A 21,402-nucleotide genomic window follows, 5' to 3' on the forward strand; every position below is an offset into this window, starting at 1 on the left:
TCAAAGGCGATGAGCGTTAGCTCGGTGCGCCTTTATGGTTACCCATATCTAACCTCTCTCTAATGCAGGGAAGGTTCTAGCGGAGAATAACAGCCGTGCCCAATGCTAGTTTTGAAGTGCTGCCATCCAATCAGCCGATGGCCGACGAAATCCGTGAAAACATCCTTAAAAACCCCGGTTTTGGACGTTACTTTACCGACCACATGGCACACATTCGCTGGACCAGCGATGCTGAATGGCACGGCCATCAGGTGCGTCCCTATGGCCCATTAACGCTGGACCCTGCCGCTTCTGTGTTGCATTACGGCCAGGAAATTTTTGAAGGCATCAAAGCTTACCGCCATGCTGATGGCTCTATCTGGACGTTCCGCCCGGAGAAAAACGCCGAGCGTTTCCGCCGTAGTGCACGCCGCCTGGCACTCCCGGAGCTTTCCGATGAAGATTTTATCGGCTCACTGAAGGCCCTGCTGGCCCAAGACCATCAATGGGCACCAACACCAGCAAGCGCTTCCGACGAGTGCAGCCTCTACTTACGTCCCTTTATGATCGCATCTGAAGCTTTCTTGGGCGTACGTCCGTCCCAAGAAGTCGATTACTACGTGATCGCCTCACCCGCGGCGGCGTACTTTAAAGGCGGCATTGCCCCGGTATCGATCTGGCTCTCGTCTAACTACAAGCGTGCGGCCCCCGGCGGCACCGGCTTTGCCAAGTGTGGCGGTAACTACGCCGCTTCATTAGCCGCGCAGAAAGAGGCTGAAGCCCATCAGTGCGGCCAGGTAGCGTTTCTGGATGCAGCTGAAAACAAGTGGGTGGAAGAGCTGGGCGGTATGAACCTGTTCTTCGTTTTCAAAGATGGCCGCTTGGTCACCCCGCGCCTGACCGACACTATTCTGGAAGGCGTGACGCGCAACTCAGTATTGTCGCTGGCCAAAGATGAAGGTCTAACGCCGGAAGAGCGTCCGATCAGCATTGACGAGTGGCGCGAAGGTGCCGCCTCCGGCGAGATCACCGAGGTTTTTGCCTGCGGTACGGCAGCAGTAATTACTCCAGTGGGCGAACTGGTCACCAAGAATGAGCGCATTCGCCTGCAATCCGATGGCAATAATGAAGTCGCCATGCGCATTCGCACCAAACTGCTCGACCTGCAGTATGGCCGCAGTGAAGATAAGTACGGCTGGCTCACTCAGCTAGTTTAACGCCTGAGCTTACTCCTCGCCGCCGCACTTGTTGCGGCGGTGTTGTTTCTGGAACCGACTTACCTGGAACCGCTATGGCGCGCATTGATTTCTACATTTTGCCCGACACCACGTTAGAAGCGCGTTTGCAGTTCGCCTGCAAACTTGCCGAAACCATCTGGCGTAAAGGTTACCGCCTGCACCTGCACTGCGAGGACAAAGCCCTCGCAGTGCAGGTCGACGACGCGCTGTGGAATTTTCGCCCGGACGCCTACCTGCCCCACGCCTTGGAAGATAGCGAGATGGCCGCAAGCGTACCTATCACGCTAGGCTGGCAGCAGCTGCCGGTGCCCACAGAAGAGACCGCGCTGCTTAATCTGCACCCCGATATTCCCGACGGTGTAGAAAACTACGCGCGGATCGCCGAAATCATCAATCAGCATCAACAAGTGCTGGTCGCCAAGCGTGCCTGCTGGCAGCGCTATAAAGAAATGGGCCATGAGGTCGTGCCACATAAGCTGGGGTAGGAAGTATTGTTTAGTAAGATTTGGTTTTAAAGCGCATCCATAACAACAATCTATCACTGAGGGCTTCTATGCTTACCTCGCTACTGACGCGCTACCCTCTGGCCGTTATTGTTATCGCGCAACTGTTTGGCACCTCGTTATGGTTTAGCGTCAATGGCGTTGGTCTAGCTCTACAGGAGGCGGTGGGCCTGAGTGAAAGTGACTTAGGCTTATTAACGATCGCCGTTCAGGCTGGTTTTATTACCGGCACGCTGCTGATTGCCACCACCGGCCTTGCCGACCGCATTCGCGCCAGCCAGCTGTTTGCGGTGTCTGCTGTGCTCGGCGCGCTGATCAACGCCGCTTTTATTGGCGTGGCCGAAAGCGTAACGCTTGCTGCGGTTGCGCGCTTTGCGACCGGGCTTTGCCTTGCTGGTATCTACCCGCTGGGCATGAAGCTGGTGGTGAGCTGGACGCCCAGCCACGCCGGTGCCGCGCTAGGCTGGCTGGTGGGCATGCTGACACTCGGCATTGCTTCCCCGCACCTGCTGCGTGGTTTAACGCTGAACTTACCCTGGCAGTGGCCGTTGTTACTTGCCTCACTGCTAGCGCTGGTTGCCGCGCTGATGATTTTCAAACTGGGCGTTGGCCCTCACCTGCCAGCCACCGCCAAAAGCGGGCGCCCCTGGGCAGGCTTAGCCGCGTTCAGGCAGCCCCGCTTTCGCGCCGCCGCGTTGGGTTACTTCGGACACTGCTGGGAGCTGTATGCACTTTGGGCACTGGTGCCGTTTCTGGTCGCCCGCGAACTGGAGCGGTTGGGCGTCTCAACTGCCGCCCAACCATGGCTAAGCTTTGTGGTTATCGCACTGGGGTTACCGGGCTGCGTACTAGCGGGTAAATGGAGCCGCCACATTGGCAGCGACCGAGTGGCCTGTATGGCGCTGGCAATCTCAGGAGCCCTCTGTTTGGTTTACCCATTATTAGCCAGTGCTTCGCCCTGGCTGTTGCTGGCACTACTAGGCGTATGGGGCGTTAGTGTGATTGCTGATTCTGCGCAGTTTTCAGCCCTGGCCAGCGCTACCGCCCCGCCCGAACGCTTAGGCGCGGCACTGGCGATGATGAATGCGATCGGTTTTGGACTGACAATTCCTTCCATCGCGCTGGTGACTGCGCTGTGGTCTAGCCAATCACTAGCGGTGATTTGGTGGTTGCTGCCTGGGCCTATCCTGGGCCTGCTTGCCATGCGCGGCTTTTCATCACATAAAATAAATGCTCACAATCCAGCGTGAGTAGCACCTGACGACCCCAACCCTCTCGCGTTATACTTGTACACATTTTTTACCAGCTGTGAGCCGACTCTCCATGGAAAAGACCTACCAACCCGAACAGATCGAAACCCGCTGGTACGAGCGCTGGGAAGCGGACAACCGCTTCGCCCCCACCGGCCACGGTGAGCCCTTTTCGATCATGATTCCGCCCCCCAATGTGACCGGCAGCCTGCACATGGGCCACGCGTTCCAGGACACCATTATGGATACCCTGACGCGCTGGAAGCGGATGCAGGGTAACAACACCCTGTGGCAGGTAGGCACCGACCATGCAGGTATCGCCACGCAAATGCTGGTGGAGCGCAAGCTGGCCGCGGAAGAGGGCAAAACCCGCCACGACCTCGGCCGCGATGCATTTATCGATAAGGTATGGGAGTGGAAGCAGGAGTCCGGCGGCCACATTACCCGCCAGTTGCGCCGTATGGGCGCCAGTGTTGACTGGTCTCGCGAACGCTTCACCATGGATGACGGCTTCTACAAAGCCGTACAAGAAGTGTTTGTGCGCCTGCATGAAGAGAAGCTGATTTACCGTGGCAAGCGTTTGGTTAACTGGGACCCCACGCTGCACACCGCCATTTCTGACCTGGAAGTGGAAAATAAAGAGCAGCAAGGCAGCTTCTGGCACTTCCGCTACCCGCTGGCCGACGGTGTAAAAACCGATGACGGCAAGGATTACCTGGTGGTCGCCACCACCCGCCCGGAAACCCTGCTGGGTGATACCGGTGTGGCGGTCAATCCAGACGATGCGCGCTACGCCTCCCTGGTCGGCAAGTTTATCGAACTACCGCTGGTAGGACGTCGTATCCCGGTGGTTGCCGACGAACACGCCGATATGGAGAAAGGCTCCGGCTGCGTAAAAATCACTCCGGCACACGACTTTAACGACTATGAGGTCGGCAAGCGTCAAAACCATCTGCTGATCAATGTCTTCTCCAAAGACGCGGCGATTCTTGAACAGGCCGAGATCTTCGATCTTAAAGGCCAGCCCCAGCCGGACGAAGACGCTACCCTGCCCGCCAAGTACGCAGGGCTTGATCGCTTTGAAGCGCGCAAGCAGATTGTGGCTGACATGGATGCCCTGGGCCTGCTGGAGCAAGTCGAAGCCGTTAACAACACCCTGCCTTTTGGTGACCGTTCCGGCGATGTCATCGAGCCGTTGCTCACTGACCAGTGGTTTGTGGCCGTGGAGTCTCTCGCCAAACCTGCTATTGAGGCGGTTGAAAACGGCGATATCCAATTCGTGCCCAAGAACTACGAAAACATGTACTTTGCCTGGATGCGCGACCTGCAGGACTGGTGTATCTCCCGCCAACTGTGGTGGGGCCACCGCATTCCGGCCTGGTACGATGCGGAAGGCAACGTCTACGTTGGTCGCACCGAAGCCGAAGCTCGCGAAAAGCATGAGTTGGGCGATGATATTGAGCTCACCCAAGACGAAGATGTACTCGACACCTGGTTTAGCTCGGGCCTATGGACCTTCGGCACCCTCGGCTGGCCGGAAGAAACACCTGAGCTTGAGACCTTCCATCCTTCCAGCGTGCTGGTCACCGGCTTTGATATCATCTTCTTCTGGGTTGCCCGGATGATTATGATGACCCTGAAGTTCACCAAGCAGGTGCCGTTTAAGACGGTCTACGTACACGGTTTGGTGCGCGATGGACAGGGCCAGAAAATGTCCAAATCCAAGGGCAACGTGTTGGACCCCATTGACCTGATTGATGGCATTACGCTCGATGAACTGCTCAACAAGCGCACCGGCAATATGATGCAGCCAAAGCAGGCCAAGGCGATTGCCAAAGCAACCAAGGATGAATTTAAAGACGGTATTGAAGCCCACGGCACCGATGCATTGCGCTTTACGTTCCTCTCTCAAGCCACCACCGGGCGTGATATCAAGTTTGATATGAACCGTCTGGATGGCTACCGCAACTTCTGCAACAAACTATGGAACGCCTCACGCTATGTGCTGATGAACGCCGAAGGCGAAGACTGCGGCACCAGCGGTGAAGAGGTCGAGCTTTCCCTGGCCGACCGCTGGATTATCTCGCAGCTACAGAAAACCGAAGCTCAAGTCACTAAGGCGCTGGACGAATACCGTTTCGACCACGCTTCCCAAGCGCTATACGAGTTCATTTGGAACGAGTACTGCGACTGGTACCTGGAACTTTCCAAGCCTGTTTTGTGGGACGAAAATGCCACGGCAGAAGCCAAGCGCGGCACTCGCCGCACGCTGGTACGCGTACTTGAAGCCATTCTTCGTCTAGCCCATCCGATGATGCCCTATATCACCGAAGAGATTTGGCAGCGCGTGTCACCGCTGGCAGGTATGTATATGGGAGACGATGCATCAATCATGCTGCAGGCTTGGCCGGAAGCCGACGAAAGCAAAATTGACGACCAGGCCAGCCTGGATATCGAGTGGCTGAAAGGCGTGATTATTGCCGTGCGTAATATTCGCGCAGAGATGAATATCTCTCCCGGCAAACCACTTGAGGTGCTGCTTACCAAAGGCAAGCCGGAAGACGCCGAGCGCTTGGCGAGCAACCGCCACTTCCTTTCCAAACTGGCCAAGCTGGAGAGCGTTGCCTGGCTTGAAAACCCAGAAGACGCCCCGCTATCAGCCACGCAGTTAGTGGGTGATATGGAAGTACTGGTGCCGATGGCAGACCTAATCGACAAAGACGCCGAAATCGCTCGCCTCAATAAAGAGATCGAGAAGCAGGACAAGCTCATCGGCGGCATTGAGAAGAAACTCGGCAACGACGGTTTTATCGCCAAAGCGCCGGTCGCCGTCGTTGAAAAAGAGCGAGGCAAGCTAGCTGAGTTCCACTCCACAAAGCAGTTGCTGGAAGAGCAAAAGGCGAAGATTGAGGCGTTGTAATAACACTTTCATAGCAGGTAGATAAATAATGGCGGCACTCACCGGTGCCGCCTCTTAACGAATGTTATAAATTATTAATAATTAAGCAATTACTTGCTAGAAAGCATGCCTTCTACTGGAATCTCGAGCCTCCTTTACTATGTTGTTAATGATGACGGTTAACGTTGCATTAAACCGTCATTTTAACCACTTGGCATATTAAGGAGGATAGCCATGCGTTTTATTCCAACTCGGGTACATGGGGTGGTCGATTATTTAATGGGCCTACTACTTATCGCCGCTCCCTTTCTGCTCGGCTTCGCCACGGGTGGTGCTGCCCAGTGGGTGCCAATTATCTTGGGTGTAATCATGCTGGCTTCAGCTATCATGACTAATTATGAGCTTGGGCTTATGCACCTTATCCCCATGCCACTCCATCTCACCTTGGATCTGCTAAGCGGTGTACTGTTGCTCGTTTCGCCTTGGTTGTTCGGCTTCGCGGATACGGTATATTTGCCTCATGTGATTCTCGGCATCCTCGAGATCGGTGCCAGCCTCACCACGGAAAAACAACCGCGAAACGTAGCTACTTCACCCAACCGTGGCTGACTATCACTGGTTTTCGATTCCAGAAATGGCTCTAGCCACCACGGAATATCCCTTTGATTAACGCCCTTTAACTTACGCGCCCACTGCATAATGAAGTGGGCGCTTTTCGTTAAGCGAAGCCCTTGCTGCCCGGTGGGTACTTGCCCCGGAAGACCCATGGCAGGCGATGGTGAATGAAGTGCGCCGACAGGCTAGCTGGTTAGGCGATGCTCAGCTTGCAAATAAGGTCACTCAGCGTATTAAGCAGGAGCTGGATCTGCTGCCACCCCGCTTAAGTGGTGCCACCCCCACGCTGATTAGCTTTGACACTCACCCTGGCAACTTTTTAATTCGCGATGATGGTCGTGCCATCTTGGTGGATTTAGAGAAGTGCCGCTATGGCCTGCCAGGTATCGATCTCGCCCACACCTCGCTCTACACCTCGACTACCTGGGATCTCAATAGCCAAGCCGTATTATCGCTAAATGAGGTGAATAACTTTTACCGCCGCTGGCAGTCGGCAATGGGTGATACGCCCGACACCGACACGTTGGTCGCCTGCCGCCGCGCGACCTGGCTCTGGTCGCTGACCTGGTGTGCTAAATGGCGCGCCCAGCACTTAAACGCTAAAGATGCCCAACAGCGCGGTGAAGATTGGTCGGCAGAGCTCACCGACCCCGCGGTGATTGATCACGTTCACGACCGGGTTGAGCACTATCTATCGCTACCGATTATTGATCACGTTCACAGTGAGCTGCAGTGCTTACAAGCCTCCCTATAATATTTATCTCTTTTAATGATGAGGTACGCGATGACGATTCACCGTAACCCCCTGCGTGGAACGCTCACCACGTCAATCACCACCACACTGCTCGCCTTTGCCTTCCCTGTAATGGCCACCCCTGAGCCTAGCGATTGGCAAAGCGTCGTGGCACAAGCCGAAGGCCAAACCGTTTACTGGAACGCTTGGGGCGGCGATGCACGCACCAACCGTTATATAGATTGGGTTGTCCAGCAAATGCAGGCCCAGTACAGCGTCAATGTGGAGCACGTGAAGCTTGATGATACTGGCAGCGCGGTGGCGCGAGTGCTGGGTGAAAAGCAAGCGGGCAATGATAATGGCGGCAGTATTGATCTAATTTGGATCAACGGCGAAAACTTCGCGGCAATGCGCGAAAGCGACCTGCTGTTTGGCCCCTTCGCTGAATCACTGCCCAACTTTGCGCTCACCAATGCCGCCGGGAACCCTGAAGTAGTCACCGACTTTACCCTTCCCACGGAAGGTTATGAATCCCCCTGGGGGAAGGCACAGATCACCTTCTATTACGACAGCGCACAAACTGAAACGCCCCCACAGGATATGCAGGCACTGCTTGATTGGGCCGAAGCCAACCCCGGTCAGTTTAGCTATCCGCGCATCCCTGACTTCACCGGCAGTACCTTCTTAAAGCAGGCGTTGATTGAGCTTACCGAGCAGGATGAGGCGCTTTATCAACCCATAGCAGAGAGTGATTTTGAGAGCGTGACAGCACCGTTGTGGGCTTATTTGGATGAACTGCACCCGCACCTGTGGCGCAGCGGGCGCAGCTTCCCTGACTCTGGCCCCAACCTACGCATGTTGATGAGCGATGGCGAGCTGAGTCTGGCTTTTTCGTTCTACCCCACCGATGCCGCCGTGGCAGTGATGGAGTATGAGCTCCCCGATAGCGTGCGCAGCTATGTACTGGAGGGCGGTACCCTGGGCAACGTCCACTTTGTAGCGATTCCCTACAACTCGCCAAACAAAGCGGGCGCCATGGTACTGGCTAATTTTCTACTCTCCCCCGAGGCTCAGGCGCAAAAGCAGTCGCTAACGATGTGGGGCGACCGCAGCGTTCTCGATATTGGCCACTTGGATGCCGACGCCCAAGCACTGTTTGAGCAAGGCGATCGTCATCCGTCTGAACTACCTGCGGATGCGCTCGCCAATACGCTTCCCGAGCCGCATCCAAGCTGGATGACCGCGCTGCAAGAGGCGTGGCTTGAGCGTTACGGCGTTAATTAATCGATGCTGACATTAGCCCCGGCTCTGGTCATTACCCTGCTAGTGCTGCCCGTTGGGGCAGGGTTAGTGATGGTACTGCTACCAGCGTTTGGCTACCTACCCGCGCTAGGCGGTCACAGCGTTAGTTTCGCGCCTTGGCAAATGCTTTTTGCCCAGCCGGGGCTGGGTCGCTCAGTGGCGGTTAGTTTTGCGAGTGGGTTGGTCAGCACCGCTATTGCTTTCGCCATCGTGGTGCTGTTCTTGGCCGCCAGTCGGGGCACATGGCTAGACCGGGGTATTCGGCGGCTAGTATCACCACTGCTCGCTATACCTCATGCCGCCATGGCGTTTGGGTTTGCCTTTTTGATCGCTCCTTCGGGCTTGGTGGCGCGGCTGATATCGCCTTCTTTAACGGGCTGGGAGCGGCCACCGGATGCGCTAATTATCAACGACTCCTGGGGGCTGTCGCTGATGGCGGGGTTAGTGCTGAAAGAAGTACCCTTTCTACTGCTGATGAGCCTTGCCGCCCTGCCTCAGTTACAGGTCGATAAACGGCTAATGCTGGCGCGCTCACTAGGCTATGCGCCTACGATCGCCTGGTTAAAAACCGTGCTGCCTTCGCTTTACCCGCTCATTCGCCTACCGATCTATGCGGTGATCGCTTACGCTACCTCGGTAGTGGATATGGCGTTGATTCTTGGCCCCCGGCTTCCGCCAACGCTCAGCGTCTCAATTCTTAGCTGGTTCAACGACCCGGATATCACCCGCCGCTTTATGGCCTCAGCGGCGGCGGTACTGCAACTTGGCGTTACACTGGTGGCACTGCTCTGCTGGTGGCTGCTGGAACAGCTTACCCGCCTGCTGACAAGGAACTGGCTGATTAACGGCAGTCGTCAACGGGGTGAAATCGCGCTGCGGCTAATTGGCCGCTCAGCATTGCTGCTTTCCAGCGTCACGGCGGTGACAGCGTTGGTCGGTTTGGGGCTATTTTCACTGGCCGGTTTTTGGCGCTTTCCCGAACTGCTGCCTCAGATGCTGACGCTTGATCACTGGCAGCGCAGCGGCCCGATGTTAGTCAGGCCACTACTCAATACTGCGCTGATTGGGCTTATTTCGACAACGCTGGCCACGGCTCTGGTGCTCGCCACTCTGGAAAACGAGTATCGTCTGCATCTGACGCCTAAACGCACCCTTTGGCTACTCTATTTACCGCTGCTGGTGCCGCAAATTGCCTTTCTTTTTGGGCTGATTGTCGCAGCAGAAAGCTTAGGCATCCGTCCTCAGCTAAGCTTAGTGATCGCGGGTCATCTGCTGTTTGTGTTGCCTTACGTCTACCTCTCTTTGGCCGAGGCGTATCGCCGCCTGGATCCAAAATGGTTGCATGTGGCGCGTTCCCTGGGGGTTTCTCGCAATGCAGCCTTTTGGCGGGTTCGCTTGCCGCTGCTGCTCGCGCCGCTGTTAACCGCTTTTGCCGTAGGGTTGGCAATCAGCATAGGCCAGTATTTGCCCACCCAGTTGCTGGGTGCTGGGCGGGTTACGACGGTCACGACAGAGGCCGTTGCGCTTGCCTCAGGCAGCAACCGGCGTTTAATCGGGGTATGGGCATTAGTGCAAGCAGGGTTGCCGCTGATTGGCTTTATGCTTGCCTTGACGTTGCCCCGTTTAATGGGCTCCCAACGCCGTGAACTCGCCTCTTAAGGAGATAATATGAGTGCTTGCTCTACCGAGCGGCTGCGCCTGGAACAGATACGAATCGCCCAGACAGGCCACGAGCTGTTAGCGGTAGATAGCACGATTCACCCAGGCGAGGTGCTGACGGTGATGGGCCCTTCCGGCTCGGGAAAATCGACGTTACTGGCGTATATTGCGGGCTTTCTTGACCCTGTTTTTAGCGCCAGCGGTGGCGTGTGGTTGGGTGAGCGCGATCTTCTTAACCTGCCTGCCGAGGAACGTGGCATTGGCCTTCTCTTTCAAGATCCATTGCTGTTCCCCCACCTAAGCGTGGGTGGCAATTTACGCTTCGGGTTACCCCGCCGCATTAGAGATAAACGCCAGCAGGTGACCAACGCCCTAGAACAGGTAGGGCTGGCGGGCTTTGAAGAGCGTGACCCGGCCACCCTTTCCGGTGGCCAAAAAGCGCGGGTGGCGCTCATGCGCCTACTGCTTTCCAAACCCCGCGCGGTGTTGTTGGACGAGCCGTTTTCAAAGCTGGATACGGCGCTGCGCCAAGAAACACGTGCGCTGGTGTTTAGCCAACTGCGGGAAGCAGGCTTGCCTGCGCTGCTGGTCACCCACGACCACGCGGATGCAGACGCAGCAGGAGGGCAGGTTATTGAGCTGGGTTGAAGTGAACTCAGCTGAACAGCTACCCCGCCTCAGCATCGTTATTCCGATGTTTAACGAGGCTGCGACTATGGAAGTGGCGCTAACACCGCTACAGCCGTTGCGCTGTGCAAAAATCATTGAAGTCATTGTGGTGGATGGCGAAAGCTCTGATAACAGCGCTCTGATCGCCCAACCATTGGCGGATTTAGTGCTCAGCAGCCCCGCTAGTCGATCGCTGCAAATGAATTTAGGCGCGCAATATGCCTGCGCACCTGCGCTACTTTTCCTGCACGCGGATACCCGCCTGCCCGAAGGCGGTGTTGAGCAGATAACCCAAGCACTTAACACCTACACCTGGGGCCGCTTTGATATTAAGCTTGCCGGTCGCAGCCGCTGGCTGCCCATGGTGAGTTGGATGATGAATCAGCGCTCGCGCCTCACCCATATCGCCACGGGTGATCAGGGAATGTTTATGCGCACCAGCACCTTCCAGGAAGTTGGTGGCTTTCCCAAGCAGCCTCTTATGGAAGATATTGAGCTATCGAAACGCCTTAAAAAGCGCTCTCCTCCCGCCTGCCTGCGGGCCAAAGTGATAAGCTCGGGAAGGCGCTGGGACGAGTTCGGCGCATGGAAAACGATCCGCCTGATGTGGCGACTGCGCTATCGCTACTGGCGCGGCGTTAGCGCAACCCAACTCGTAAAGGAGTATCGCGATGCCCGCTGAAACGCTTATCAGGAACGAGGAGCTGCCGCACTTGCACCTGCTTGCCAAAGCGCCGCTGGCAGGACAGGCTAAAACGCGCTTAGCGCCCTTGCTAGGCTTGGAAGGCGCTGCCAACGCCCACGCGGAGCTCGTACGCCACTGCGTTGCCAACGCCTGCACAGCGATGCCTGCGGAAAAAGTGACGCTGTGGACTGCGCTTGATCATGCACACCCACTGTTTATCGAGCTTCGTGAACAGTTTGGGGTGATGTTAAGCGCCCAACCAGGAGGCGATTTAGGCGCACGGGTTCGCTATGCCCTTAACAGTACGCCAGGGCCTTCGATGCTGATGGGCAGCGATTGCCCGAGTATCACCAGCGCGCTGATTATCACCTGCGCACAACAACTGGCCGCCCATGACGTGGTTATCCTGCCCGCAGAAGATGGCGGCTACGGCTTTGTTGGCACACGACAAGACTACCCCACTCTATTTGAAGATATTCCTTGGGGTACCAAAAGCGTGCTGACAACCACTCAACTGCGTATCAAGGCATTGGGTCTTCACGCCGCCTACCCCGCGACCATCTGGGACGTGGATCGCCCCGAAGACTGGCAGCGCTGGAGCCTACTGTGACCCGACAACGTTTGGTTATTGCCGCGCTACTGATCATAGCCATAGGGGTGTTTTTTGTTAGCGGTGCCCATCAGTGGTTCACCCTGGAAACCCTTAAGGCGTACCAAAGCGACTTCCAGACAGCATTTAATCAAAACCCTTGGCGGGTGGCGGGCATCTTTTTTGCCGTTTATGTGGTGATGACGGCGCTTTCGCTTCCCGGTGCGACCCTGCTGACCCTGCTTGGTGGTACCTTGTTTGGCTTAGGGTGGGGGCTGCTAATTATCTCCTTCGCCAGTACGCTAGGTGCCACGCTGGCCTTTGTACTTTCACGCTTTCTATTTCGCCAACCCATTGAGAAGCGCTTTCCGAGCCAGTTGGAAGCAGTTAATCGCGGCGTAGAGCGCGAAGGGGCTTTTTATCTGTTTATGTTGCGTTTAGTGCCGGTATTTCCATTTTTTTTGATCAATTTGGTGATGGGGCTAACGCGAATTAAAACAGTCACGTTCTACTGGGTTAGCCAGTTAGCGATGCTGCCCGGCACTGCCGTTTTCGTAAATGCAGGTGGCCAGCTAGGTGAACTTGAAAGCCTGGGGAGTATCGTCTCCCCAATGCTGCTAGCCTCATTTGCACTGCTTGCGGTGTTCCCCTGGATTGCCCGACGTATTGTTCTGTTAGTGCAGCGGCGCAACGCCTATCAAGGCTTTACCCGGCCTAAGCGATTCGACTATGACATTGTGGTAATCGGGGGTGGCTCGGCGGGCTTGGTGACCAGTTATATCGCCAGCGCCGTCAAGGCAAAAGTAGCGCTGGTGGAAAAACACAAAATGGGCGGCGACTGTCTGAATACCGGCTGTGTACCTTCTAAGGCATTAATTCGTGCCGCTCGCGCCGCCCATGAAGTTCGCACCGCCCACCGGTTCGGAGTGACGGCCAGTGAGCTAAAGATCGACTTTGCCAAGGTAATGGAACATGTAAAACAGGCGATTAAAGATATCGAACCCCACGACAGCGTGGAGCGCTATAGCAACCTGGGTGTTGAGGTGTACCAGGATCACGCTACGCTTCTCTCACCATGGGAGGTTCAGGTGGGCGATAAAACCTTAACGGCCCGGCATATCGTGCTGGCGACTGGCGCACGGCCCCGAGTACCGTCGCTGCCGGGTATTGAGGGCGCACCTGTTTTAACCTCTGAAAACCTCTGGTCGCTTACTGAGCTTCCCAAACGCTTAGTGGTGCTGGGCGGCGGCGCCATTGGCTGCGAGCTAAGCCAAAGCTTTGCCCGTTTGGGCAGTCAGGTCACTTTGGTTGAAGGGCTTCCTCAACTGCTCAACCGCGAGGATTCGGAGGTTGGCGTGCTGATCGAAAGCACGCTGGCTGGCGAAGGAGTGACAGTGATAACCGACGCCAAAGCGCTGGAGGTACTTAATGACGAGGCAGGCTATCAGCTAGTGGTGGAGCATTATGGCGAGCGCATGCTGCTTCCGTTTGACTACCTGCTGGTGAGTGCTGGTCGCCAAGCCAACGTGGAAGGCTTAGGGCTGGAAGCGTTGGGCATTACCACGACCCAAGCGGGCACTTTAGAGCTTAACGAGCGGCTGCAAACCCACTTGCCTAACATTTGGGCCTGCGGTGATTTAGCGGGGCCTTATCAGCTCACCCACGCAGCCGCTCACCAAGCATGGCACGCGGCGGTCAATGCGCTGTTTAGTGAACTGAAAAGCTTTGCGGTGGATTATCGCTATATGCCCGCGGTCACCTATGTGCAGCCGGAAGTCGCCAGAGTTGGGCTTAATGAAAAAGAGGCCAAGGCAAAAGGCATTGAGTATGAAATTACCCACTACGCCATGAGCGAAAGCGACCGCGCCATTGCTGAAGGTTCGCCACAAGGGTTTATCAAAGTGCTCACCGTACCAGGCAAAGACAAAATTCTGGGTGTAACCATCGTTGCCGAAAGCGCTGGCGAGTGGCTGGGTGAATTTACCATCGCCATGAAACATGGCCTGGGCCTTAATAAGTTGCTGGGCACCATTCATCCCTACCCAACGTTGGGGGAGGCAGCCAAAGCCACGGCAGGGGTATGGAAGAACGCCCATAAGCCCGAACGCGTACTGGCACTATTAAAGCGATACTTTAGTTGGCTGCGTGGAGCTTAAAAAGATAGCGGGAATTGATCTGATCCGGTAAGAAAGTTGAAAGACCTAAACAGCTATTTATCATGATCATTAGTCGGCGGATACACTTTGGCAAAGGTCTCTATCACCTCGCGCACCACCTTACGCTGGGCAGCGGGAAGCTCCCGATATAAGGCCAACACTTGACGTTCATCATAACTAGGAACAACATCCCAGTCTGCTTTGGTTTCACTAACGCGATATAGGCTGCTGCCATAACGTAAGTGATGGGGATCCACCACCAGCCACCGCGCTAATACCTGAAGCTTATCTTGGCTTGGGATCGAGTCACCACGCAGCCATCGCCTTACGGCCTGGAACGTGATCGGCTTCCCCCAATAGCGCAGATTAAATTCCCGCTCAAGCACCGACGGACGCACTTCGTAACCGGCAGCTTCAAGCGCCGCTTTTAAGCGCTCAGCGAACATGATTTTTTCATTCATGCCGCCAATGTGAAGCGATTGTTCATTAATAGTTGAATAACGGTTAACCTTTTGATTGAATCAATAATTCAATTTTGTGTTTTGGCTTGGATAACGATCGTGAGCGTTCAAACAAAGCGCTTAAGGAGTGGTTCTCAATGAGTGGCACGCTTTCTGCACCGGTTCAAAGTTTTGATAACTTATGCCATGCACTTTCTATACTCTGTGAATCCACGACACTTGTTGAGCTTTTTGAGCACCTGACAGAAACACTTTACGAATTATCAGGGCGTCAGCCAGTGGCGCTTTACCGGCGCTTAAACACGGGCAATCTCCGCCTTGCCTGCTGTTATCCTCTCGAAAGTAAGCTTGCCTCGCAGACTGCTTTACTCACTATACGGTCGCTTGATGAATTAGCCGCGTCTGAACTCCAATATTATGAATTAAAAGGAGAACACCAGATATGGGGTTATATTGGGCACCTCCCATCCACCTATAGCGAGCCAATACACTGGATAAGGCTGCTGATTGATATTGCCGCCCAACGCCTGCGCTTGTTAAAAGCAGAACGTATGGCCGTCCGCCAATTAGGCTTGAAGACTCGCCGCCAACTGTTATCAAAAGATATCAAGCGACTAAGCTCCATCGACGATATCCTTCAACACCACGGCCATAGCTGGTGTGAGATTTTTCAAGCAGATGGTATTGCACTGGCTTATCACGCCGAGCTGTACTTTTATGGGGAGTGCCCGACGCAATACTCCCTGTTTCAGCAACTGTTAAATTTAAACAACCATAGGGTAGTGGATGACATAATCGAGCTTGATGGCGATTGCCAAGGAGGCGTAGCAGTGCAACTGAGTTTGGCGACCACTTCATTAGGTTGGCTTATTCTCTTTCGCCGCCAACCGCTTGTTTGCTCATCAGCCGTCGATATCGCTACCCCAACCTCGTTCAGCTACTGGATGCCGCTTGAGGCTCCCACGATCGTAGAGCTTGCCGACGATTTAACGATCGCGATTACAGCGCTTGATGTCGTTCATCTTAATCGTCAGTTAACTAAGACCAACCAACGCCTTGAGGGTTTGGTACACACTGACCCTCTCACTCAGTGCTGGAACCGCTATTACACGGAACTGGTTATCGAACATTTGTGTAGCTCAGGCGGAGAGTATGCCGTCTTGATGTTTGACCTCGATAACTTTAAGCAAATTAATGATGCTTACGGTCATGCGGTAGGCGATGAGATACTGCGCCAAGTGGTGCCTATTGCTCAGCGCAGCATACGCAATAACGATCACTTAGGACGCTGGGGAGGTGAAGAGTTTATTATCATTGCCAAAGGCCTCTCTCAAGAGGACGGTTGGCACTTGGCAAACCGACTTTGCGACAATGTGGCACAGCACACCTTCCCTATCCCTGCTACGGTTACCATCAGCGTGGGGGTAACGACAATGCAGCCCAATGATACACCTTTAGTGTTGCTTGAACGTACGGACAAAGGAATGTACTGCGCAAAGAATGCAGGTAAAAATCAGGTTATTCTTTGCTAACTGCGCCGCACGTTATCCCCTACTTCTTTTTTTATAGGGCACCGTAATGCAGCGATTACTGCTTATAGGCGCAGGACACGCTCATGCTTTTGTGCTGGAAGCCTTTGCCAAACAGCCCGACCCCAATATTGCACTGACCTTGGTGAGCGATGCGGCTACTGCCGCTTATTCAGGCAGCGTACCGGCTTGGCTTGCCGGCGAAAGCACCCTGGAGGAGGCACAGATTGATATAGCCGCCCTGTGCCAGCGGGCCAATGCCCGGCTTATTCTTTCACCCGCTAAGGCTTTCAATCCTGAGGTACGCTACGCACTATTGGCCAATGGGGACCGGATCGATTTTGATGTTGCCTCATTTAATATCGGCTCTACCCTACATCCTCCTCCACGTCACAGCGAGCGATTGCCCCATCTGCTGGCCATGCGTCCGCTAAGCCTGCTGCACCAACGCTGGCAGGCCCTACAAGAACAGATCCATCTTTTACCCAACGGCAGCATCCAGCGTGTGGTGGGAGTTGGCGGTGGTGCAGCAGGCTGCGAAACATTGCTAAGTGTGTTGGTTCAACTGCGTAAGCAGCGCCCGGATATTCACTGGCAAGGCCATTTGCTAAGCGCATCCAGTACGCTGCTAAGCGGTGCTGGGCGCTTGCCCCGTCATTTGATGCGACGAGCACTACGACGTGCAGGCGTTCGCACACACCTTAATGTTCGTGGGCAAGCATTGACAAACGGCGGCGTCTTAACGCATTTAAGCGAGGTCATTCCAGCGGATATCGTTCTCTGGGCGACCGGGGCCGTAGGCCACTCCTGGCTCTCCAACAGCGCATTACCATTGGATAACAGCGGCTTTATTCCGGTAGAAAAGACATTGGAGGTGAGTGGTCAGCCAGATATTTTTGCTGCAGGCGACTGCGCAGCATTTACACCCACTCTGCCCAATGCAGGGGTTTATGCGGTACGTATGGGACCACACTTAGCGGACAATCTCCGCCGCGCTTGCCACAATAAGCCGCTGGTCAACTGGCAGCCACCCAAGCGCGTGCTGGCACTGATTGGCACCGGCGATGGCCGCGCCATTGCCAGCAAAGGTAGCTTTGGAGTGTCGGGAATGTGGGTATGGCGATGGAAAAAACGGATTGATGCGCGCTTTATCTCCCGCTTCAATCCGCCTTTTGAAGATTAAAGACTACCGCTGATATTGACTGAAAACTTATCTAACGTAGATCGTTTTAACACCTAGTTGCCTTTGCGCCAGCCTCCTAGCACCCGACTATCCGGGCCAAAAAACACCAACCGATCATGGTCAATCAAGTAACGGTAGGCCGTCTCCATCATATCGGTGACCCGCTTAGCATCGGCCATTTGCGGGCACGCCATGCGCGTCGTGGCTAACTCGCCAAACTCAATACGCTGGTTATCGCCAAGCTTTACCTCGCCGGTAAAACGGTTACAACCATCATGACCGCTGACTTTGCCGTCCTTGGATATCTGGAAAAACGGTGCTTCCGGCATCGAAAGCCGCTCATCGGTGCCCACCAGCAGCAAATTCCAACGCTGCTCAACAATAGGGCCTGATAATGAAGATCCTCTTGGGGCTTCAACACGCTCTTGCTGTGGCGCGCTGCTACAGGCACTTAACAGTAGCGTGGCTGTGGCAAGCAATGGTAGTAAACGCCAACCTTTTATGGTCATGGAGATACTTTCCTTATTAAACGATTACCCGCTAACACTTACCAACTACCCGTATTTTCCTTGGAGGCCCACGGTTCTTGCGGCGCTAAGGCGTCGCCCTTTTGCAATAACTCTACCGAAATGCCGTCGGGTGATTTTACAAATGCCATATGACCGTCACGAGGCGGGCGATTAATGGTGACACCGTTGTCCTGCAGATGTTGGCAAAGCGCGTAAATATCGTCAACACGGTAGGCCAAGTGGCCAAAATTACGTCCACCGGTGTACTCTTCAGGATCCCAATTGTAGGTCAATTCAAGTTCGGGAGCGGTAAGCTTTGCTGAGCGCTCTTCATCCTCAGGGGCGGCAAGAAACACCAGCGTAAAACGACCTTGTTCATTTTCTTTACGACGTACTTCTTTAAGGCCAAGCAGGTCGCAATAAAAATGCAGTGAAGCGTCTAAATCACTGACGCGCACCATCGTGTGAAGATATTGCATATCGCCTCCTTTTCCTGAGTAGTGGTACCCAAGGATCGTTTACTGAGTATATTCGCGGAAGATTTCTGGTGTTTGGCCCTCATGGTGCCAGCTGAGTACGGCATAATCATCCACGCGACCAGTCTCCATACCGGGAGAACCATGGGGCATGCCTGGAACGCTTAAGCCTGCTACATCAGGGCGCTCTTCAAGCAGCCGTTTAATATCACTGGCAGGCACATGGCCTTCAATGACATAACCATCAATTAATGCTGTATGGCAGGACGCTAATTCAGGCGTAACGCCATTAGCCACTTTAATTTCTCTTACGTTACCTTCACGGTGGTGATTGACCTCAAAACCATGCTCTTCTAAATGAGCCACCCAATCGCCACAGCAGCCGCAGTTGGGATCGCTGTGCACATCAATAACCGGCGCAGCAAATACATGGAAGCTTGCCGCTAGCAATACGCTGCCTAGCAAGCCCTTACCTAAACAAAACTGTGACATAAAGACGCCTTTTAAGTAAATCTGTATAATGATTACCCATTACCTTATCTTAGCGGGATTTACCCGCCGGAGAAACCTGTGGATTCAGTTACACAAGCCGCGTTAGGCGCCGCCCTCGGTGGCGCTGTACTGGGCAGACGTCTAGGGCGCAAATCAATACTCATTGGCGCGCTGATGGCCACTTTACCAGACTTGGACGTAGTGCTGGACTACGGCGATGCTGTTGCTAATGTCACTGAGCACCGAGGCTTTAGTCACTCGTTATTCGTACTGACAGGCCTAGCCACCCTGCTGGCGCTACTGTGCGGACGCTTTGCCCCCGCACGGGATATTTCGCTACGCCGCTGGTGGAGCTTTTTTGCACTTATCTTAATTACCCATCCATTACTTGATGCACTGACCACTTACGGTACCCAACTGTTTTGGCCACTCGATCTGCCCTCAGTCGCCTGGCCGATTATTTTTATTATCGACCCGCTTTATACACTGCCGCTACTGATTGCACTGGGCATTGCGCTCTTCTCTAAGCGGATACCTAAAGCATGTACATGGGGATTAGCCATTTCAAGCGTTTACTTAGTGATGGCTGCGGGTGCCAAAACATTAGTGGAGCAACGCTTAGCGCCTGTTCTGGCAGAGCAGGGCCTGGAAGATGCACCGCTACTCGTCCAGCCTACACCGTTCAATACGGTGCTGTGGCGAGCCACGGTCATTGATGGTGATCGCTACTATGAAAGCTTAATCAGCGTATTTGATGGCGATCACACTTCACGTCTTGAGCCGCTTATCCGAAATGCTGAATTTGAAGAGGTGGCGCTGGCCAGTCAACAAGGGCAGCGCTTGGATTGGTTCGCTGGTCCCTTTCTGCGCTACGAAACGCGTCAGTTGGATGGCAGTGAAACCCTAATCGCCACCGATATAAGGCTTGGTTTCCCAGGCTATCATCCGTTTAGCTTTACCCTTGCAACCGTTGAAGACGGCAATTGGGAGCCGCTGGAAACCAGCGAAGGCGTGTATAGCCCACGAGTTATTCGCATTGAGACACTGGCAAGGCTAGCCGCTAGAGCCGTGGGCGATACGGCCGCTCTATGTGCCAGTGACTTTGTGCAACAGGAGTGGCGAGCAGAAGACACGCTCAACCGCTGCTAATTATTTTTATCCAGGCACATTTAGGGGGCGATACCTTGGCCACAGCCACTGTACTGTTCCCCACCATAGCTCAGCGTCACCCGTGCAGGAAAAGGCTCACCGCTCATATTGTCAAAGCACGCGCCTGCTTCAATACGGACACGGAAAAATGGCTCTACATCGCCATTTTCAATCACTACTCGCCCTGCGTCATTATCCATCACGCTGACCATATAGGGTAGTTGAATACGCTCTTCCCCATAGTTGGTCTCAATCGTCAGCGTCGGCGTATCATGGGCCAACGCGACTGACCAGCCTGGCTCGTTGCCTCGCCCAAAGAACATCACACCGGGTCTTTCTGCGCGGGTTAGCGCTGCGCGCTGCTCGGCCTGCGAGCACTGTAACTGACCGCGGGGTGTCTCAACTAAGGCTTGATCACCACGGTTCCAAAAGCTGATTTCACCGTCTTGATAGCGGGCACCGCTGGCGACCACCGCTTGGGGCAACCGCCACGCACCATGCAGCGACCACAGGCGTAGGTCATTAGCATTGGTGGCGGTCACTAAATTCTGCCGTGCTGGCTCGCAGTGCCACGCAGTAAAGTGCGAGGCCGACCCTGGAAATAGCGACGATGGTAAAAATGGCGCCCGGTTATCCAGCGTGGCTTGATTCGCAGCCGTTGTTTCTGCAGAAGGCGACGCTGCGCAGCCGGTCAATGTCATCGCCAAGCCCATGGCGGCTATCGCCCATATCCGTGTTTTAAGCGTATTCATCGCACTGGGTTCCCCGTATTTCTAACTAAGTGACTAACTAAATGACTAGCTATGTTATTAAGTACGTTTAAAAGCTTTCAGGTCTTGAGTGTCTAACCCCTTTACCTGCGGGGGCAGCCCCTGCTCTTCACGTTTGATTTTAACCTGCATTTTTTCAGCGAGTCGCTCAGCATCATCGTCGGTAGTGCGGCCATTTAATTCGGCCAGTTGGGTCATGCCCTGATGATAGAAGGTAAGCAGATCCAGCGCGGTGCGGTTATTCTCCTCCACCGCTTTGCGCAGGGTCGATAGGTAGCCACTGACTTGCGAAAGGTGGTGTTTAAGTTGCCAGACGTAGCGCACCTCAGTCATCCATGGCCGTTCACGCAACACGGCAAACAGGGCGCTGGTGGCCAGCAGCCCCAACAGTACGCCTAACCCATTTAACCATAGGCTGCTGCCAAAGGTGGAGGTGAGGAGCATTGAGAACAGGAGGCCAAAAATAATCAGTTGGCCCGCCATGGCAAAGCTGATCATGCGCGCTTTGCGGCGGTAGGTTTCGGGATCGTGATGCTCTAGGGTAAATACCATGGCC

The 21,402-nt window shown here is 54.6% G+C and carries 20 protein-coding genes and 1 pseudogene; 15 read left to right on the forward strand and 6 right to left on the reverse strand.

Annotated elements, in window-relative coordinates; all coding sequences use genetic code 11:
- Positions 1-95 precede the first annotated feature (95 nt).
- The 12 genes and pseudogenes from ACQKE4_RS05775 to ACQKE4_RS05830 all read left to right on the forward strand — a co-directional run bounded on the left by ACQKE4_RS05775 (position 96) and on the right by ACQKE4_RS05830 (position 14,277).
- The gene (locus ACQKE4_RS05775; protein ID WP_427387326.1) at positions 96-1,196 is read left to right on the forward strand and encodes a branched-chain amino acid aminotransferase; all 1,101 of its coding nucleotides are present in this window, start codon (positions 96-98) and stop codon (positions 1,194-1,196) included.
- 74 nt (positions 1,197-1,270) lie between these two features.
- On the forward strand, positions 1,271-1,702 hold the full coding sequence (locus tag ACQKE4_RS05780) for a DNA polymerase III subunit chi (RefSeq protein ID WP_290837974.1): 432 nt from the start codon (positions 1,271-1,273) through the stop codon (positions 1,700-1,702).
- A gap of 68 nt (positions 1,703-1,770) precedes the next feature.
- On the forward strand, positions 1,771-2,970 hold the full coding sequence (locus tag ACQKE4_RS05785) for an MFS transporter (protein WP_427387327.1): 1,200 nt from the start codon (positions 1,771-1,773) through the stop codon (positions 2,968-2,970).
- A 73-nt stretch (positions 2,971-3,043) separates the two neighbouring features.
- Entirely contained in the window at positions 3,044-5,890 is a 2,847-nt protein-coding gene (locus tag ACQKE4_RS05790; RefSeq protein ID WP_427387328.1) for a valine--tRNA ligase, read from the forward strand.
- Between the two features lie 213 nt (positions 5,891-6,103).
- Positions 6,104-6,478, forward strand: coding sequence for an SPW repeat domain-containing protein (locus ACQKE4_RS05795; RefSeq protein ID WP_427387329.1), 375 nt, complete (start codon positions 6,104-6,106; stop codon positions 6,476-6,478).
- 136 nt (positions 6,479-6,614) lie between these two features.
- Positions 6,615-7,238: pseudogene (locus ACQKE4_RS05800) on the forward strand (phosphotransferase family protein); the annotation flags it as partial.
- A gap of 30 nt (positions 7,239-7,268) precedes the next feature.
- The gene (locus tag ACQKE4_RS05805) at positions 7,269-8,501 is read left to right on the forward strand and encodes an ABC transporter substrate-binding protein (protein WP_427387330.1); all 1,233 of its coding nucleotides are present in this window, start codon (positions 7,269-7,271) and stop codon (positions 8,499-8,501) included.
- 3 nt (positions 8,502-8,504) lie between these two features.
- The gene (locus tag ACQKE4_RS05810) at positions 8,505-10,178 is read left to right on the forward strand and encodes an ABC transporter permease (protein ID WP_427387331.1); all 1,674 of its coding nucleotides are present in this window, start codon (positions 8,505-8,507) and stop codon (positions 10,176-10,178) included.
- Positions 10,179-10,187: 9 nt separating this feature from the next.
- Positions 10,188-10,826, forward strand: coding sequence for an ATP-binding cassette domain-containing protein (locus ACQKE4_RS05815; RefSeq protein ID WP_427387332.1), 639 nt, complete (start codon positions 10,188-10,190; stop codon positions 10,824-10,826).
- Complete coding sequence (locus ACQKE4_RS05820) at positions 10,813-11,529, forward strand: TIGR04283 family arsenosugar biosynthesis glycosyltransferase (RefSeq protein ID WP_427387333.1); 717 nt, start codon at positions 10,813-10,815, stop codon at positions 11,527-11,529. The genes ACQKE4_RS05815 and ACQKE4_RS05820 overlap by 14 nt, the downstream gene beginning before the upstream one ends.
- Positions 11,519-12,142, forward strand: coding sequence for a TIGR04282 family arsenosugar biosynthesis glycosyltransferase (locus tag ACQKE4_RS05825; protein WP_427387334.1), 624 nt, complete (start codon positions 11,519-11,521; stop codon positions 12,140-12,142). Before ACQKE4_RS05820 ends, ACQKE4_RS05825 begins: the two co-directional genes overlap by 11 nt.
- Entirely contained in the window at positions 12,139-14,277 is a 2,139-nt protein-coding gene (locus ACQKE4_RS05830; RefSeq protein WP_427387335.1) for an FAD-dependent oxidoreductase, read from the forward strand. The genes ACQKE4_RS05825 and ACQKE4_RS05830 overlap by 4 nt, the downstream gene beginning before the upstream one ends.
- A gap of 53 nt (positions 14,278-14,330) precedes the next feature.
- On the opposite strand, the gene ACQKE4_RS05835 is transcribed toward ACQKE4_RS05830, so the two are convergent.
- Positions 14,331-14,723 carry a transcriptional regulator gene (locus tag ACQKE4_RS05835; RefSeq protein ID WP_427387336.1) on the reverse strand — a complete coding sequence of 131 codons (393 nt, stop codon included), beginning with the start codon at positions 14,721-14,723 and terminating at the stop codon, positions 14,331-14,333.
- Between the two features lie 152 nt (positions 14,724-14,875).
- Between ACQKE4_RS05835 and ACQKE4_RS05840 the strand changes: the two genes are divergently transcribed.
- Positions 14,876-16,270 carry a GGDEF domain-containing protein gene (locus tag ACQKE4_RS05840; protein WP_427387337.1) on the forward strand — a complete coding sequence of 465 codons (1,395 nt, stop codon included), beginning with the start codon at positions 14,876-14,878 and terminating at the stop codon, positions 16,268-16,270.
- A 46-nt stretch (positions 16,271-16,316) separates the two neighbouring features.
- Positions 16,317-17,450 carry an FAD-dependent oxidoreductase gene (locus ACQKE4_RS05845; RefSeq protein WP_427387338.1) on the forward strand — a complete coding sequence of 378 codons (1,134 nt, stop codon included), beginning with the start codon at positions 16,317-16,319 and terminating at the stop codon, positions 17,448-17,450.
- Positions 17,451-17,503: 53 nt separating this feature from the next.
- Here ACQKE4_RS05845 and ACQKE4_RS05850 read toward each other — a convergent pair whose 3' ends face one another.
- The 3 genes from ACQKE4_RS05850 to ACQKE4_RS05860 are packed head-to-tail and all read right to left on the reverse strand — an operon-like array spanning position 17,504 to position 18,927.
- Positions 17,504-17,959 carry an META domain-containing protein gene (locus ACQKE4_RS05850; RefSeq protein WP_427387339.1) on the reverse strand — a complete coding sequence of 152 codons (456 nt, stop codon included), beginning with the start codon at positions 17,957-17,959 and terminating at the stop codon, positions 17,504-17,506.
- A gap of 38 nt (positions 17,960-17,997) precedes the next feature.
- A complete protein-coding gene (gloA, locus tag ACQKE4_RS05855) occupies positions 17,998-18,438 on the reverse strand; it encodes a lactoylglutathione lyase (protein WP_427387340.1) in 441 nt (146 codons plus the stop codon).
- A gap of 39 nt (positions 18,439-18,477) precedes the next feature.
- Positions 18,478-18,927 (reverse strand): DUF411 domain-containing protein, encoded by a 450-nt coding sequence (locus tag ACQKE4_RS05860; protein WP_427387341.1) that lies wholly within the window; start codon positions 18,925-18,927, stop codon positions 18,478-18,480.
- 78 nt (positions 18,928-19,005) lie between these two features.
- On the opposite strand from ACQKE4_RS05860, the gene ACQKE4_RS05865 reads away from it, so the two are divergent.
- The gene (locus ACQKE4_RS05865; RefSeq protein ID WP_427387342.1) at positions 19,006-20,076 is read left to right on the forward strand and encodes a metal-dependent hydrolase; all 1,071 of its coding nucleotides are present in this window, start codon (positions 19,006-19,008) and stop codon (positions 20,074-20,076) included.
- 20 nt (positions 20,077-20,096) lie between these two features.
- Here ACQKE4_RS05865 and ACQKE4_RS05870 read toward each other — a convergent pair whose 3' ends face one another.
- Together ACQKE4_RS05870 and ACQKE4_RS05875 are read right to left on the reverse strand one after the other, a co-directional pair.
- Positions 20,097-20,828: an MliC family protein gene (locus ACQKE4_RS05870; RefSeq protein WP_427387343.1), complete on the reverse strand. Its 732-nt coding sequence runs from the start codon at positions 20,826-20,828 to the stop codon at positions 20,097-20,099.
- Between the two features lie 57 nt (positions 20,829-20,885).
- Positions 20,886-21,398, reverse strand: coding sequence for a DUF3087 family protein (locus tag ACQKE4_RS05875; RefSeq protein ID WP_427387344.1), 513 nt, complete (start codon positions 21,396-21,398; stop codon positions 20,886-20,888).
- Between the last annotated feature and the right edge of the window lie 4 nt (positions 21,399-21,402).

The sequence above is a fragment of the Halomonas sp. NPDC076908 genome, from assembly GCF_050269715.1.
Taxonomy (GTDB): Bacteria; Pseudomonadota; Gammaproteobacteria; order Pseudomonadales; family Halomonadaceae; genus Vreelandella.

Bases quoted from the DNA above. Each gene is read 5' to 3' on its own strand.
- gloA (WP_427387340.1), bottom strand. From the start codon at position 18,438: ATGCAATATCTTCACACGATGGTGCGCGTCAGTGATTTAGACGCTTCA.
- ACQKE4_RS05815 (WP_427387332.1), top strand. From the start codon at position 10,188: ATGAGTGCTTGCTCTACCGAGCGGCTGCGCCTGGAACAGATACGAATC.
- ACQKE4_RS05825 (WP_427387334.1), top strand. From the start codon at position 11,519: ATGCCCGCTGAAACGCTTATCAGGAACGAGGAGCTGCCGCACTTGCAC.
- ACQKE4_RS05785 (WP_427387327.1), top strand. From the start codon at position 1,771: ATGCTTACCTCGCTACTGACGCGCTACCCTCTGGCCGTTATTGTTATC.
- ACQKE4_RS05805 (WP_427387330.1), top strand. From the start codon at position 7,269: ATGACGATTCACCGTAACCCCCTGCGTGGAACGCTCACCACGTCAATC.
- ACQKE4_RS05810 (WP_427387331.1), top strand. From the start codon at position 8,505: ATGCTGACATTAGCCCCGGCTCTGGTCATTACCCTGCTAGTGCTGCCC.
- ACQKE4_RS05835 (WP_427387336.1), bottom strand. From the start codon at position 14,723: ATGTTCGCTGAGCGCTTAAAAGCGGCGCTTGAAGCTGCCGGTTACGAA.
- ACQKE4_RS05870 (WP_427387343.1), bottom strand. From the start codon at position 20,828: ATGAATACGCTTAAAACACGGATATGGGCGATAGCCGCCATGGGCTTG.
- ACQKE4_RS05860 (WP_427387341.1), bottom strand. From the start codon at position 18,927: ATGTCACAGTTTTGTTTAGGTAAGGGCTTGCTAGGCAGCGTATTGCTA.
- ACQKE4_RS05845 (WP_427387338.1), top strand. From the start codon at position 16,317: ATGCAGCGATTACTGCTTATAGGCGCAGGACACGCTCATGCTTTTGTG.
- ACQKE4_RS05790 (WP_427387328.1), top strand. From the start codon at position 3,044: ATGGAAAAGACCTACCAACCCGAACAGATCGAAACCCGCTGGTACGAG.
- ACQKE4_RS05780 (WP_290837974.1), top strand. From the start codon at position 1,271: ATGGCGCGCATTGATTTCTACATTTTGCCCGACACCACGTTAGAAGCG.
- ACQKE4_RS05850 (WP_427387339.1), bottom strand. From the start codon at position 17,959: ATGACCATAAAAGGTTGGCGTTTACTACCATTGCTTGCCACAGCCACG.
- ACQKE4_RS05875 (WP_427387344.1), bottom strand. From the start codon at position 21,398: ATGGTATTTACCCTAGAGCATCACGATCCCGAAACCTACCGCCGCAAA.
- ACQKE4_RS05795 (WP_427387329.1), top strand. From the start codon at position 6,104: ATGCGTTTTATTCCAACTCGGGTACATGGGGTGGTCGATTATTTAATG.
- ACQKE4_RS05840 (WP_427387337.1), top strand. From the start codon at position 14,876: ATGAGTGGCACGCTTTCTGCACCGGTTCAAAGTTTTGATAACTTATGC.